The sequence below is a fragment of the Chloroflexus sp. MS-G genome (genome assembly GCF_000735195.1).
Taxonomy (GTDB): Bacteria; Chloroflexota; Chloroflexia; order Chloroflexales; family Chloroflexaceae; genus Chloroflexus.
On sequence record NZ_JPIM01000011.1, the window covers coordinates 33992 to 46828 of the forward strand.

The 12837-nt window shown below is 54.7% G+C and carries 13 protein-coding genes, 3 tRNA genes and 1 other annotated feature; of the genes, 12 read left to right on the forward strand and 4 right to left on the reverse strand.

Features of this window, described 5'->3' with window-relative positions; genetic code table 11:
• Positions 1-2: 2 nt before the first annotated feature.
• Complete coding sequence (locus tag JE47_RS0103420) at positions 3-3125, forward strand: DUF6519 domain-containing protein (protein ID WP_031458407.1); 3123 nt, start codon at positions 3-5, stop codon at positions 3123-3125.
• Between the two features lie 516 nt (positions 3126-3641).
• Here JE47_RS0103420 and JE47_RS0103425 read toward each other — a convergent pair.
• The 3 genes from JE47_RS0103425 to JE47_RS0103435 all read right to left on the reverse strand — a co-directional run bounded on the left by JE47_RS0103425 (position 3642) and on the right by JE47_RS0103435 (position 6206).
• Complete coding sequence (locus JE47_RS0103425; protein WP_031458408.1) at positions 3642-4136, reverse strand: adenylyltransferase/cytidyltransferase family protein; 495 nt, start codon at positions 4134-4136, stop codon at positions 3642-3644.
• Entirely contained in the window at positions 4133-4519 is a 387-nt protein-coding gene (locus tag JE47_RS0103430) for a hypothetical protein (RefSeq protein ID WP_031458409.1), read from the reverse strand. The genes JE47_RS0103425 and JE47_RS0103430 overlap by 4 nt, the downstream gene beginning before the upstream one ends.
• Positions 4520-4799: 280 nt before the next feature.
• Positions 4800-6206: a glucose-6-phosphate isomerase gene (locus JE47_RS0103435; protein ID WP_031458410.1), complete on the reverse strand. Its 1407-nt coding sequence runs from the start codon at positions 6204-6206 to the stop codon at positions 4800-4802.
• A gap of 420 nt (positions 6207-6626) precedes the next feature.
• On the opposite strand from JE47_RS0103435, the gene JE47_RS0103440 reads away from it, so the two are divergent.
• Complete coding sequence (locus tag JE47_RS0103440; protein WP_031458411.1) at positions 6627-6971, forward strand: cupin domain-containing protein; 345 nt, start codon at positions 6627-6629, stop codon at positions 6969-6971.
• A gap of 8 nt (positions 6972-6979) precedes the next feature.
• Here JE47_RS0103440 and JE47_RS0103445 read toward each other — a convergent pair whose 3' ends face one another.
• Entirely contained in the window at positions 6980-7312 is a 333-nt protein-coding gene (locus tag JE47_RS0103445) for a hypothetical protein (protein WP_031458412.1), read from the reverse strand.
• Between the two features lie 505 nt (positions 7313-7817).
• Here JE47_RS0103445 and JE47_RS0103450 point away from each other — a divergent pair.
• From JE47_RS0103450 to rplL, 10 genes are all read left to right on the forward strand, one after another.
• Positions 7818-7893: transfer RNA gene (locus tag JE47_RS0103450), tRNA-Thr, on the forward strand.
• A gap of 11 nt (positions 7894-7904) precedes the next feature.
• Positions 7905-7990 (forward strand) — tRNA-Tyr (locus JE47_RS0103455).
• A gap of 42 nt (positions 7991-8032) precedes the next feature.
• Positions 8033-8108: transfer RNA gene (locus JE47_RS0103460), tRNA-Thr, on the forward strand.
• A gap of 107 nt (positions 8109-8215) precedes the next feature.
• Positions 8216-9421 (forward strand): elongation factor Tu, encoded by a 1206-nt coding sequence (tuf, locus tag JE47_RS0103465; RefSeq protein ID WP_031458224.1) that lies wholly within the window; start codon positions 8216-8218, stop codon positions 9419-9421.
• Between the two features lie 72 nt (positions 9422-9493).
• Entirely contained in the window at positions 9494-9721 is a 228-nt protein-coding gene (gene secE / locus JE47_RS0103470) for a preprotein translocase subunit SecE (RefSeq protein WP_031458413.1), read from the forward strand.
• Positions 9722-9743: 22 nt separating this feature from the next.
• The gene (nusG, locus tag JE47_RS0103475; RefSeq protein ID WP_028458698.1) at positions 9744-10313 is read left to right on the forward strand and encodes a transcription termination/antitermination protein NusG; all 570 of its coding nucleotides are present in this window, start codon (positions 9744-9746) and stop codon (positions 10311-10313) included.
• 85 nt (positions 10314-10398) lie between these two features.
• Positions 10399-10824 (forward strand): 50S ribosomal protein L11, encoded by a 426-nt coding sequence (rplK, locus tag JE47_RS0103480; RefSeq protein ID WP_031458414.1) that lies wholly within the window; start codon positions 10399-10401, stop codon positions 10822-10824.
• A 52-nt stretch (positions 10825-10876) separates the two neighbouring features.
• The gene (rplA, locus tag JE47_RS0103485) at positions 10877-11590 is read left to right on the forward strand and encodes a 50S ribosomal protein L1 (RefSeq protein WP_028458696.1); all 714 of its coding nucleotides are present in this window, start codon (positions 10877-10879) and stop codon (positions 11588-11590) included.
• Positions 11589-11779: a sequence feature (ribosomal protein L10 leader region), on the forward strand. Its footprint overlaps the gene before it by 2 nt.
• Positions 11780-11796: 17 nt before the next feature.
• The gene (gene rplJ / locus JE47_RS0103490) at positions 11797-12345 is read left to right on the forward strand and encodes a 50S ribosomal protein L10 (protein WP_031458415.1); all 549 of its coding nucleotides are present in this window, start codon (positions 11797-11799) and stop codon (positions 12343-12345) included.
• Positions 12346-12395: 50 nt separating this feature from the next.
• The gene (gene rplL, locus JE47_RS0103495) at positions 12396-12794 is read left to right on the forward strand and encodes a 50S ribosomal protein L7/L12 (protein WP_028458694.1); all 399 of its coding nucleotides are present in this window, start codon (positions 12396-12398) and stop codon (positions 12792-12794) included.
• The last annotated feature ends 43 nt before the right edge of the window (positions 12795-12837 follow it).

A 12837-nucleotide genomic window follows, 5' to 3' on the forward strand; every position in this document is an offset into this window, starting at 1 on the left:
CCATGCGCGGTGATTTTACTCGCTGGACGTTCAATCGAACCAGGCATTACAGTGGCGTTCTCAACCAACAAGGGCGAGTCGCACTTGATGCTGACTGGAATGAACAGATTGCCATTGATCTCGATGATGACCGCACCTCGCGTAGCGATCTGGTCGGTCTGTGCGGCGGTCCCCAGGGTCAGGCCGGTTTCGACATTGTCATAATTGCTGGTGTGCTCAGTGTAACCGCAGGTCGTTATTACGTGGCCGGGATTCGGGTTGAAAACGAGCAAACAGTTGCCATCACTGCACAACCCGATTTCCCGGTTCGTAGTCTGGCTGAAGTGGCCGGTCTGTCCGCTGATGCATCCTTACCTCCCGGTTCCTATCTTGCCTATCTGGACGTTTGGGAAAGGCACATCACCGCGCTCGATGATCCAGCACTACGCGAGGTTGCATTGGGTGGACCCGATACAACGACTCGTTTGCAGGTTATGGCCCAGGTGAAACTCTTGCGCATTGGCGATCCCAATCCTGCCCTCGATTGTGCTACCTCACCTGCCGGCTGGGCGGCCTTATTGGCTGGCAGTAGTGGTCGCCTTGAAGCCCGTGCCGAACCTGATCCCACCGTCAGCGATCCATGCGTTGTTCCTGCGGACGCGGGCTATCGCGGGCTGGAAAATCAACTTTATCGGGTTGAAGTACATCGCATTGTCTCACCGACGCGCATTGCGCTCAAATGGTCACGTGACAATGGCTCTGTCGTCGTAGGCTGGACTGGACAGGATGCTCTTAATCCAAATCGGCTTACGGTCAGCAGCACCGGTCGCGATGATATATTGGGTTTAGCGCCAAATCAATGGGTCGAGTTAACCGATGATGATCGCGAGAAGCGGGGCGAGTCTGGCCCGCTGGTGAAAATTGTCCAGATCGAAGGCAACGTTGTCACTATTGATCCTGCCGGTCAAACAATTCTGTACAGTGCTTTCTCCCGCAACCCCAAAATGCGGCGCTGGGATATGCCTGATGGCGAACTGGTAGTTACAACTGGCGCGAACGCCTGGACTAATCTCGAACAGGGAGTGCAGATTCGGCTCAAGCCAGGAACCTTCCGTCCCGGTGATTACTGGTTCATTCCGGCGCGGGTCGTGACCGGTACGATTGAATGGCCGCTCGATGCAACTGGGCAGCCGATCCCACAACTGCCGCACGGAATCCGGCATGCGTATTGTAAATTGGCGCTGCTCGATTTTGATGGTAATGTCTGGACGAAACGGAGTGACTGTCGCCGTCTCTTCCCACCATTAACCGAGTCCATCCACTTTTACGGGGTCGGTGGCGACGGTCAATCGGTGTTACCAGGTGAGATGTTGCCTCAACCGTTGCAGGTTGCAGTGACTAACGGCCAGCAGCCAGTAAATAATGCGCGGGTGCGCTTTCGACTGGCGCCTCAAACCGCTGCCGGGCAGCTCATTGCCGGTAGTGCGGCCGGTACGAGTATCGATGTCACGACTGGCCAAAATGGTATCTACTCCTGTCAGTGGCGTCCTGATCCTGCCGTTCAGAGTCAGCGCGTAGAAGCCTTCCTGGTTGAGATCGATGGCAAGCCATTTGTCAATAGTGCTGGCGAACCGGTGCTCCCCCGTGTCTTCTTTAACGCCAGCCTCGAACGGCGTGGTCGTAGTGGCTGTTGCGTGACGATCGGGTTTGACGGCGACTTCCCTGATCTCAACGCTGCGTTGAAAGAATTACTGGCGCGTGGCGAACGTCGCCTCTTGTTCTGCCTGCGTCCTGGTGTTCACGAAGTTGGTGGCCTTCGCCTCGATCCTTCGCTCACCGATCGTCCCTTCCATCTCGAAATAAAGGGCTGTGGTCTCGCTACCGATCTGCGTCTGACTGCACCGCTAGATTTGGTTGGTATCGACACCGTTGTCCTCCACAACCTTGCTATCACCGTTGACTTTATTCCCACACCAGGGACGGCTGCGCTTGCGCTCACTCGCTGCCCACACGTGATCATCACCGACAACTTCATCAGTGGTATGACGGCAACAGGGGGCGTACAAGATGATCGGCCTGGTGGTAGCGCATTGTTGGCCATTGTCGATAGTGATACAGTTCGCCTGAATAATAATACCTTCATGGCAGCCATATCTGCACGCACCTTTCCCCCGCTACGTGAACTCTTTGCAAAGGCTGAATTGGCAACGCTGGCCGATCTCTTTGCCGATGATCAACGGATCATCACTCCAGAATGGCGCGAACTGGCCCAAAAAGTAGTTGAAGAGCTGATCGGTCTCAATATCGACCAGCGCCAGCAACGTTCTCGTGCAGTTGCAGCTCAGGTCTCAGAACGCATCGGTTCTTTATCTTTCGGCGAAGTATTACAGCTTTCGAAACTGATCGTCGCTCTGAACAACCCTCAAGTCAATGCAGCAACGCTCTTCGATATCCTTTTTGATCTGCGCATCGCCGCCGTAAAATCACGCCCCGGTACAGCCATTATGCTTCATCAGCGACGTGCGTTCGTCGCTGAGAGTATCGGTCTGATCGCTGACGTTCTTGACGAAGACGACATGATCCTGCTTGAACACAACCGCATTGCCGGAATCATCAGTCTTTACGGTATGCCGGCGCCAGGCGAGCAAATTGCGAATCTGGCTGAGCGTCTACGTAGTTTTGATCGCCAACCAAACGAACCGGGCGGATCGCGCTTACAACTCAGTAGTGCTCTTATGGGCACGATCCATCTGCGCAGCAACCATCTGGTATCGCTCACTATTGGTGCTGCCCTCCTCACTACATTGCAGAAATTGCTCGATCAGGAGACTCCTGTTCTATCCGAAGACATCTGTGCTCGTCTCTTACTCGATAGCAACATCATTGAAGGAGTGTTCAGTATCACGCTTAGCCGAAACTTGATTATGCAAGCCAACACCTTTACCGCAATGGCTGCCCCCCTCGGCCGTGCATCCTCTGTCAACATAAGTACCGGCGCGGGAGTTGGTTCTGCCGTCAGCACTCTTGGCTGGTGTCTCGCTGATGTTGCCACCTACCTGGGAAATCAGGGGCCTGATCAGGGAGTCTTATTTGACATCGCTCGTCAGAGCGAACGGGTTGCGAACCTGCAATTACAGATTCGATAAATGCAGATTCCAAGGCGGCTCTGCATACCCCAATAGCAGGTAGGTATTGCTAATGGATGTTTCCCGATCATTATGTCCGGTACTGCCTGAGTAGGGGTGGGTCCTACCCCACCTGGCATAGTGGGCCAATAGATCTACGATAGGGATCGCATCGGTATTGTCGTTTCGACAAGGAATGAAACACTATACGGGGAAGGCGTTGCCAATAGTAGACGGCATTTCTCGCCACGCAGACCGGTCACTACGCCAGCGAGTATCTAACCCGCCTCCATCTCCTTCTTCCTCTCCCTGTGTAGGAGAGGAATGGGTCTGAGTGCAGGTGAGTGGGTCCAAGCGCGCTCCGCAGCACGGGCATTGAAAACGCTAACACCTCTACTGGGATCGTGGGCGGATGTGACCCGAATCAGTGGTTGTACCGTATTGTGTTTCAATGCGAAAGAACACCTAAAACCATCAGCGTGACCTTGCGGTCTGACGAAACGTAGGTGCAGTACCGTTGCGCATCCGTGCACGGAATTACTCGCGGTAACGCTCGACAATCCGTTCAATTAAGCGTGTCGTTGCGTGCCCCTCATGAAAGGGCAGAATCCGCACCTCACCACCCAGCGCTTGCACGACTCGCGCTTCTGGTAGTCGTGTTGCGTCGAAGGTTGTGCCTTGCCCGTAGTCACCACCTTTCACGTACAGATCAGGTGCTAATGCTCCTACCACCGTCTCTGCCGTGCGCTCGTGGAAGATGGTAACTGCATCAACACAACGCAGCGCCGCCACGATAGTCGCTCGCTCTGTTGCCGGTACAATTGGTCGCAAAGGCCCTTTCAATTGCCGGGTCGATTCATCACTGTTGATAGCCACAATCAATCGGTCGCCAAGCGCACGTGCCGCTGTCAGATACTGTACGTGACCGACGTGGATAAGATCAAAGACACCGTTGGTCAGCACGACTTTCAGCCCGGCGACCCGCCAACTTGTACGTAATGCTACCAGTTCGGTCAGCGCATAGATATTCATCGTCGTTCTCGAAATGGTGATGTCAGTGGTATGCCGATCCAGAAGAGTATGGTTAATCCGCCGATTACCCCAACGAGGAGCATGAGCTGAGATACATTCAACGGTGCACCGGCTAAGAGGGCCGTTACCAGAAAACCACCCATCGGTGTTACAGTCTGTGGAGGGACTAACCGACTGGCGTGCCACCAATCACCGTAGCGAAGTCGTTCACTGATGCTACGCCCGATCACTGTACCGGTTGTCCCGATCAGTGCCCACAGGAATGCAGCAATAAAGATGCTCCACGCCCGTGATGCCCACCAGAACGCACTACCACCGATAAACCCGATCACAACACAGACTGCGGATGATACCCACAGCGGCGCCGGAAAGAATCTTGCCATCGCATCAATCCTTCTTGCATGGCGGGCGTTAAACGGCGAATCCCCTGGTCGGTTCTTGCCAGTCTTGTTACGACAATGCCAGACGTTTCAGCGTTCTTTCCTCACCCAATAGTTGTGGCGAACAACACAGGGGAAAGAAATGGAGTGGGGCACTGGCTCCCAACTCACCGCAAACACCCCTTCCTCTATCTGTGGAAGAGGAAGGGGATTGAAAAGGTTGAGAAGTGCTAGGCACGCTCCGCAGCACGAGCACTACAGACGTTGCCAGCCCCTACACCTCTCATACCACCCAGCGCGCATCGAGAGCTTGCGCACGAGCCGCAATCGCCGCCCGCCGCTCCTCAAACCCGCGCCGACCGAGCAGGGCGTAAGTGTTGATCTTGCCAGCTTCGACCCCAGGCTGGTCAAAAGCATTAATGTTGAACAATTCACCGGCAATTGCCGTCTGCATTTCCATCAGCATAAAGAACTGACCAAGCGTAAAGGCATTAATCTCCGGAAAGATATGCGTGATATTCGGTTGTCCGGCTTCGCTAAGTGCAATGGCCGTAGCCTGTTGTTCTGCCTGGATCAGCTCCGCCATGGTGTGTCCGCCAAGGTAACTCACACCTTCCAGATCAGGATAGGCTGTTGGGATAGGGGCTGTTTCTGCGTAACGTTCAACTGCGATAAAGTTGATCAACTTATCATACGGCCCCTCCATATAGAGTTGCACTTGCGAATGCTGATCGGTCGCACCTAGTGCCTTGACCGGCGTTTGCCCGACTCGTGCCGGTTGGCCGTTACGGTCAATCGCCTTCCCCAAACTCTCGGCCCACAGTTGTGCAAACCAATCGGCTACATCGCGCAGCCGATTAGCGTAAGGCATCATTACCACAATTGGCTTTCCTTTGCGGAAGCAGAGATAGTTGATCAGAGCGCCCAGTGCTGCCGGGTTTGTCAATGGATCAGGATTGGCTGCCAGTTCGCGACCGTATGCGGCGCCGGCTAACAACTCACGGATATTCACCCCCGTCATTGCTGCCGACAACAACCCCACTGAAGTCAACACCGAGAACCGCCCACCTACCTTTGGCGGCAGATCAAACATTGTCCATCCCTCACGTAGCCCGATCTGGCGCAAAAACCCACTGTTCGGATCAGTTGTCAGTACAATATGATCGCCCAGGCGATCTTCCCCAACCGCTTCAACCAGCGCCTGCCGGAAGTAGAGAAATGACGCCATTGTTTCGGCGGTCGTCCCACTTTTACTGATCACATTAAACATCGTTCGGCGCAAATCGAGAATCTGTAGTGCCCCTGCATTCAGCTCAGGGTCAGAATTATCGAGCACCAAGAGGCGTGGCCAACCTCGCCGCTCACGTGGCAACAAGTTGTAAAATGGGCCATTGATCGCCGTCTGTACTGCAATGTTGCCCAGCGCCGAGCCACCGATTCCCAATACCACGAACGTATCGATCCGATCACGATGTTCGGCAGCAAACTGTTCAAACGGTGTCACATCCTGATCGGGTAACAACGGCCAACCAAGATCGGCCTGCCGTTGTTGGATTGCTGCAATTGCTGCGGCTGCCCGTGGTGCTTCTGCTTCCAGCTCCGCCGGCATGAGACCGTGCGTTCCAAACACGTTATTCACGTCCAGCCGAATCCGTTGGCTTTCTCGCCAGCTCGCATCTTTGTGGCGCATCATGAACTCCTTACTTTATGATCGGCCTTCACTCAATCTGTTTAGAGTCTAGCTTTTCTAGTAACGGTCACCTGCCTTGCCCTATTACGCTCAGGATACCATACCTGCCGTCAGTAATGGCGAACAGAGGCATAAGGAGTGAGGGGTATATGATCCTTATGAGCGTATCATGCACAATCGAACATGGTGAAACGTGCTACGCTCCCTGTCTTTAGCAAGGGGAAAGTGAGAACCTGATCAACAACAATGATTTCAACGAGCGCCGATCCAGTTGCCGCGGCTCTCCCGCGCTCATCATAGTTCAGAGCAGGCGCACGAGTATAATGCCCACACCACGGCGATCATTTGCGTTTCACACCAGAAAACGATAAGATGAAGATGATGAGCGAAAACGGGTCGGCTTGAGGTAAAGGAACATGTATGCACGCAGTACAAACCGCTGACATCAAGAGCTTTCTTATCGGCTCGATGAAACTCCGTCCGTTTACCGGCAACGAACTGATGGCGGTACGGGTCGAAGCTCCCAAAGGAGCGACCGCACCGGCTCATAGCCACCCTCACGAACAAATGACGTTAGTCATCAGTGGTCGTGTACGTTTTCGCGTTGGCGATGAATGGCGAGAACTCGGCCCTATGGAGATTGTCCATATTCCTGGTGGCGTCGAACACGAGGCTGTCATGGAGGAAGATTCGATCTTTTTCGATCTCTTCCATCCGGTACGTGCCGACTTTATCCAGCGCCAGGCTGAAGCTGAGGAAGCTTAAGATGATCGCTACGGATTACTTGCACGCTCGTTCTGCGTCTGGCGGGCTGCGGCATATTCCTCAGCCGTAATCATCTGACCGCCAACCACTTCCTGGCTAATCAATCGACGTTGGCGGTCAAAGCGCAATTCGGCTGTCATCAGGCGAAAACAACGATCATCCATCATCTCTTTACGAATCCAGTAACCGGCGATCTCTTCACGATCATCATATTCGACCGACAAATCGTTGTAGAGGTTAATCCGGGTTTGTACAACAGCACCACACCGGTTGCAGCGCACGTGGAAAAGCATCACTGGCGGTTCTGAATGACCGCCGAATAATCGTCGTAACCATTGCATGAGTTCACTCTCCGATATAGATGCGACAAGATGCTATGATTCATCATAGCGCACCTACCAAAGAACAGCAACCATCAGGAGTGTTATACCAATCCTGTTCACGAAAACCGTATATCCTGGTGCGCGGGCCTCTGGCCCGCAATCCCACCTTGCGTGGAAGAACGCGCCGATGATGATCGTTCCCCCGATGCCCCACAAGCAGGGTGAACATACGGGGGACTCGGAGGTAGTAGGGCGCTGATGCACTCCCTCATAGATTTCAGCCGCCCACCGCACCTACAGCCAGAGGCCCGCATCCCCAGATGACTGCGTGAGTCAGAAGTCATTGGCAGCGGATGTGTGATGTTCATCGGTGTTTCTTCGCTGGTGTATCGTCTGGTCATCGAAGGTGACCTAAAGCTGAAAACTCCGAAAAACCCTATCCGGCGCCGTACCCATTTGCATAAAACGCCAGATTGTGTTAGAATGCACACTGCTGAGCGATGGCTCGACGCCGTCGGTGTGTGCCGACGTAGCTCAATTGGCAGAGCAGCGGTTTTGTAAACCGCCGGTTCAGGGTTCAAGTCCCTGCGTCGGCTCCATCGCTACTTACGGGTCGGTACCGAAGTGGCCAAACGGGGCGGTCTGTAAAATCGCTGGCTTACGCCTTCGCAGGTTCGAATCCTGCCCGGCCCACCAACAAATGAGTAGAGTGTTTCTTGTATCGCTCTACTCGTTTATGCCTACGTAGCTCAGTCGGTAGAGCACGTCTTTGGTAAAGACGAGGTCACGGGTTCAAGTCCCGTCGTAGGCTCCAGCCGACAGTGATGGCGAGGTGAGCGCGAACCTTGCCCAGTTGCTCGTGCCAACTGTCTTGGCACGAGCGGCATATTTTCGCGCCTTGTCTTAAGGAGCAAGGAATCCATGGCCAAACAAAAATTCGAGCGGACGAAACCGCACGTCAATGTCGGCACCATCGGTCACGTAGACCACGGCAAGACGACGTTGACCGCTGCAATCACCAAGGTGCTGTCACTCAAGGGCGCGGCCCAGTTTATGGCCTACGACCAGATTGACAATGCACCGGAAGAGCGCGCCCGTGGCATTACGATTGCCATTCGTCACGTGGAGTATCAGACCGAGAAACGCCACTACGCGCACGTGGACTGTCCCGGCCACGCCGACTACATTAAGAATATGATTACCGGCGCAGCACAGATGGACGGCGCGATTTTGGTGGTGAGCGCCCCCGATGGCCCGATGCCGCAGACCCGCGAGCACATCCTGCTCGCCCGCCAGGTACAGGTGCCGGCCATCGTCGTGTTCCTCAACAAGGTCGATATGATGGACGACCCCGAGCTGCTGGAGCTGGTCGAGCTGGAGTTGCGCGAGCTGCTCAGCAAGTACGGGTTTCCGGGCGATGAGATTCCGATTATCCGCGGGAGCGCCCGCAATGCGCTGGAAAGCCCAAGCCAGGACATCAACGCGCCGGAGTATGCCTGTATCCTGGAGCTGATGAAGGCGGTCGATGAGTACATTCCGACGCCGCAGCGGGCGATTGACCAGCCGTTCCTGATGCCGATAGAAGACGTGTTCGGGATTAAGGGGCGTGGAACGGTGGTGACCGGGCGGATCGAGCGCGGGAAGGTGAAGGTCGGCGATACGGTCGAGATTGTGGGCATGACCGACGAAGCGCCCCGCCGCACGGTGGTGACGGGGGTGGAGATGTTCCAGAAGACGCTCGATGAAGGGATTGCTGGCGACAACGTCGGCTGTCTGTTGCGGGGGATTGAGCGCAACGAGGTTGAGCGCGGGCAGGTGTTGTGCGCGCCTGGGAGCATCAAGCCGCACAAGAAGTTTGAGGCGCAGGTGTACGTGTTGAAGAAGGAAGAGGGTGGACGGCACACGCCGTTCTTCTCGGGCTACCGGCCGCAGTTCTACATTCGGACGACCGACGTGACGGGGGCGATTAGCTTACCGGCGGGGATGGAGATGGTGATGCCAGGCGACAACGTGGTGATGACCATCGACCTGATCGTGCCGGTGGCGATTGAAGAGGGGTTGCGCTTCGCCATCCGCGAGGGTGGTCGCACCGTCGGTGCTGGTGTCGTGACCAAGATCCTTGATTAATTCCCAAGGCCGGATTCGCTAAGCTGTCGGCGGCGCTGCTGTCGCCGACAGCTTCAAAGTGAAGGGTATAAAATGGCCGTGGCCAAAGATACAGATCGTGACGTTCAAGAAAACATTCTCGTGCGCACGTTTCGCGAAACGCGCAGCGAGTTACGGCAAGTTGTTTGGCCAAGCCGCGAAGAGACGATTCGCCTTACGGTGCTCGTGGTTGCAGTATCGCTTGTTATCGGGTTGTTGCTCTTTATTGGCGATACAATCTTCACCTTCCTTTACACGAGTCTCGTGAGCCTCGTCCAATAGCTGTTCGCGAACGAGGACTGCCATGTCTGAGGAAAAGGAAAAGGAAAAAGAGAAAGAGGCCGATGATCGGCGCTGGTATGTGATCCATACCTACTCAGGTTACGAAAATAAGGTCAAGAAAAATCTGGAGCATCGGATTGCTTCGATGGAGATGCAAGACCAGATTTTTCGCGTGATCGTGCCAACTGAAGAGGAAATTGAGATCAAAAATGGTCAGCGCCGCACGGTTAATAAGAAGATCTATCCCGGCTATGTCCTGGTGCAGATGCGTCTTACCGATGATTCGTGGTACGTGGTGCGCAATACACCTGGCGTGACCAGCTTCGTCGGGCATGGCAATAAACCTACTCCCCTTGATGAAGAAGAGGTGAAAGCAATTCTTCGTCAGATGGAGGGCGAAACTCCGAAGGTACGCGTAAGCTATCAAAAAGGACAGGCGGTTAAGATTATCGATGGTCCCTTTACCGATTTCGAGGGTATTGTCGATGCCATCGATCACGAGCGAGGTCGGGTGCGTGTCCTCGTCTCTTTCTTTGGCCGTGAAGCGCCAGTTGAACTTGATTTCTTACAGGTAACTCGATTGGTAGAATAATTGTGTCGTCGATCCGCTACCTCGCCGGTTGCGCGAGGGAGGGAGAGGGCGTTGCCTGCTTTCCCGCCATGTAAGGAGTTGTGTCGTGGCTAAGAAACTTGTGGCAGTGGTAAAACTGCAATTGCCGGCCGGTAAGGCTACCCCGGCGCCGCCCGTTGGCCCGGCGCTCGGTCAGTACGGCATCAATATTATGGCCTTCGTGAAGGAGTATAACGAAAAATCGGCCTCGCAGGCCGGGAGTATCGTTCCGGTCGAGATTTCGATTTACAGCGACCGCTCCTTCGTCGCCCGTCTGCTTACCCCACCGGCGGCTGATCTTTTGCGCAAAGCGGCTGGTATTCAGAAGGGTGCCAGTACGCCGAAGCGCACGACGGTTGGTACGATTACACGTGCACAGTTGCGCCAGATCGCTCAGCAGAAATTGCCTGATATGAACGCGAATGATATCGAGGCCGCTGAGCGGATTATCGCCGGTACGGCACGGAGTATGGGCATTAAGATTGTTGAATGATTAGTTGGTGGGAGGATTACTTGATCCGCCATCACCACCAGGAGTAGCTGCCATGCCAAAGCACGGAAAAAAGTATCTCGCCGCTCTGGCGAAGGTTGATCGAACTCGTCTCTATTCACCGCTCGATGCGCTCGCCCTGGTTAAAGAAACGTCGTACACAAAATTTGATGCGACGGTTGAAGCGCATCTGCGGCTTGGTATCGATCCTCGTCACGCTGATCAGAATATTCGTACTACGGTTGCATTGCCACACGGTACCGGTAAAACGGTGCGTGTGCTGGTCTTTGCTCAGGGTGAAGCTGCGCAAATCGCGCTCGATGCCGGTGCAGATTATGCGGGTAGCGATGATTTGATTGCCCGTATCGACCGCGAGAATTTCTTCGACTTCGATGTGGCTATCGCAACCCCTGATATGATGGGTAAGGTCGGTCGCATCGGTCGTAAGCTCGGTCCGCGTGGTTTGATGCCTAACCCAAAGAGTGGGACCATCGTTCCTGCCGCCGATCTGGCCCGTACCATCCGCGAGGTGAAGGGAGGTCGGGTCGAGATTCGTAACGATAAGACCGGTATCCTGCACGTTGCTATCGGGAAGGTTAGTTTTACACCACAGCAGTTGAGCGAAAATTTTGTAGCGCTCATGGACGCGGTGAAAGCGGCAAAGCCAAGTGGTGCGAAAGGTACCTATATTCGGAGTGTGACGCTGACAAGTACTATGGGGCCTGGAATACCGGTTGATCCGGTTGCTGCCCAGAATTTGAAGGTCTAATATCTTTCATTAGCTGCCTGAGACAGTCGGTGAGCTGTGCTCTTAATGGCCTTTGGGCTGCCGACCGAGGTGGCGTCTGAGATACGATAGTCGTGAGTGATATGCTCACTCTGTCAGTTGTGCGCAGATAAGCTGCGCCGTTCTCGGTCGCCTGTCTCAGGAGACAGGCGACCGTTTTTAATCTACTTTGAGAGGAGGTGAAATGCATGCCAACGCAGCGTAAAATTGAGACGGTTAGTACGCTGACCGAAAAGCTGCGCCGCGCCCAGTTGGTTGTGGTTGCCGACTATCGCGGCGATGGTAAGGGTATGAGCGTTGCCGATATGACAGAGTTACGCCGTAAGTTGCGCGAGCACGGTGGCGAGGTTGTAGTGGCAAAAAATACGCTGTTGAGAATTGCCGCTAATCATACTGGACGTGAGGCAATTGACCCACTACTGTCTGGCCCAACGGCAGTGACCTTCGGGTATGACGATGTCTCGAAGGTTGCGAAAGCGCTCCTCGATTATCTAAAGTCGGGGAATAAGAGCTTTACTGTGCGTGGCGCCTTGCTCGGTCAGACATTGCTTCCGGCTGACGCCCTTGAGCAGGTGACCAGGCTGCCTTCGCGTGAGCAGGCGCTTGCACAGGTGGTCGGCGGCATTGCCGCACCGGTCGCTGGCGTGGTTGGTGTTCTCAACGCCGCGATTTCAAACGTTCTCTACGTATTGCAGGCTCGGATCGATCAGTTACAACCGCAAGGTGAAACGGCATAATCGTTATCTGCGCGGTCAAGTATTTAGTTCTCATAAGGAGTGTGACTACCATGTCCAAGATTGATTCAATTATCGAGATGATTGAGGGCCTTAACGTCCTCGAGCTGGTTGAGCTGAAGAAGAAGATGGAGGAGAAGTGGGGGGTTACCGCTGCTGCTCCCGTGATGGCAATGGGCGCCGCAATGCCAGTTGCAGCGGCTGGTGATGGTGCTGCGGCTGCGGCGCCGGTCGAAGAGAAGACTGAATTCGACGTCATCCTCAAAGAGGCCGGTCCTAACAAGATTCAGGTTATTAAGGTGGTGCGTGAGCTGACCAACCTTGGTCTGAAGGAGGCAAAGGACCTGGTTGAGGGTGCGCCCAAGCCGGTTCGCGAGGGTGTGAGCAAGGAAGAGGCCGAGGCAGCCAAGGCGAAACTGACCGAAGTCGGTGCAGTGGTTGAGATTAAGTAGTCCTGCCCTTGCAATTTAGCTTTGCACGGAGTGCGGCAGATGG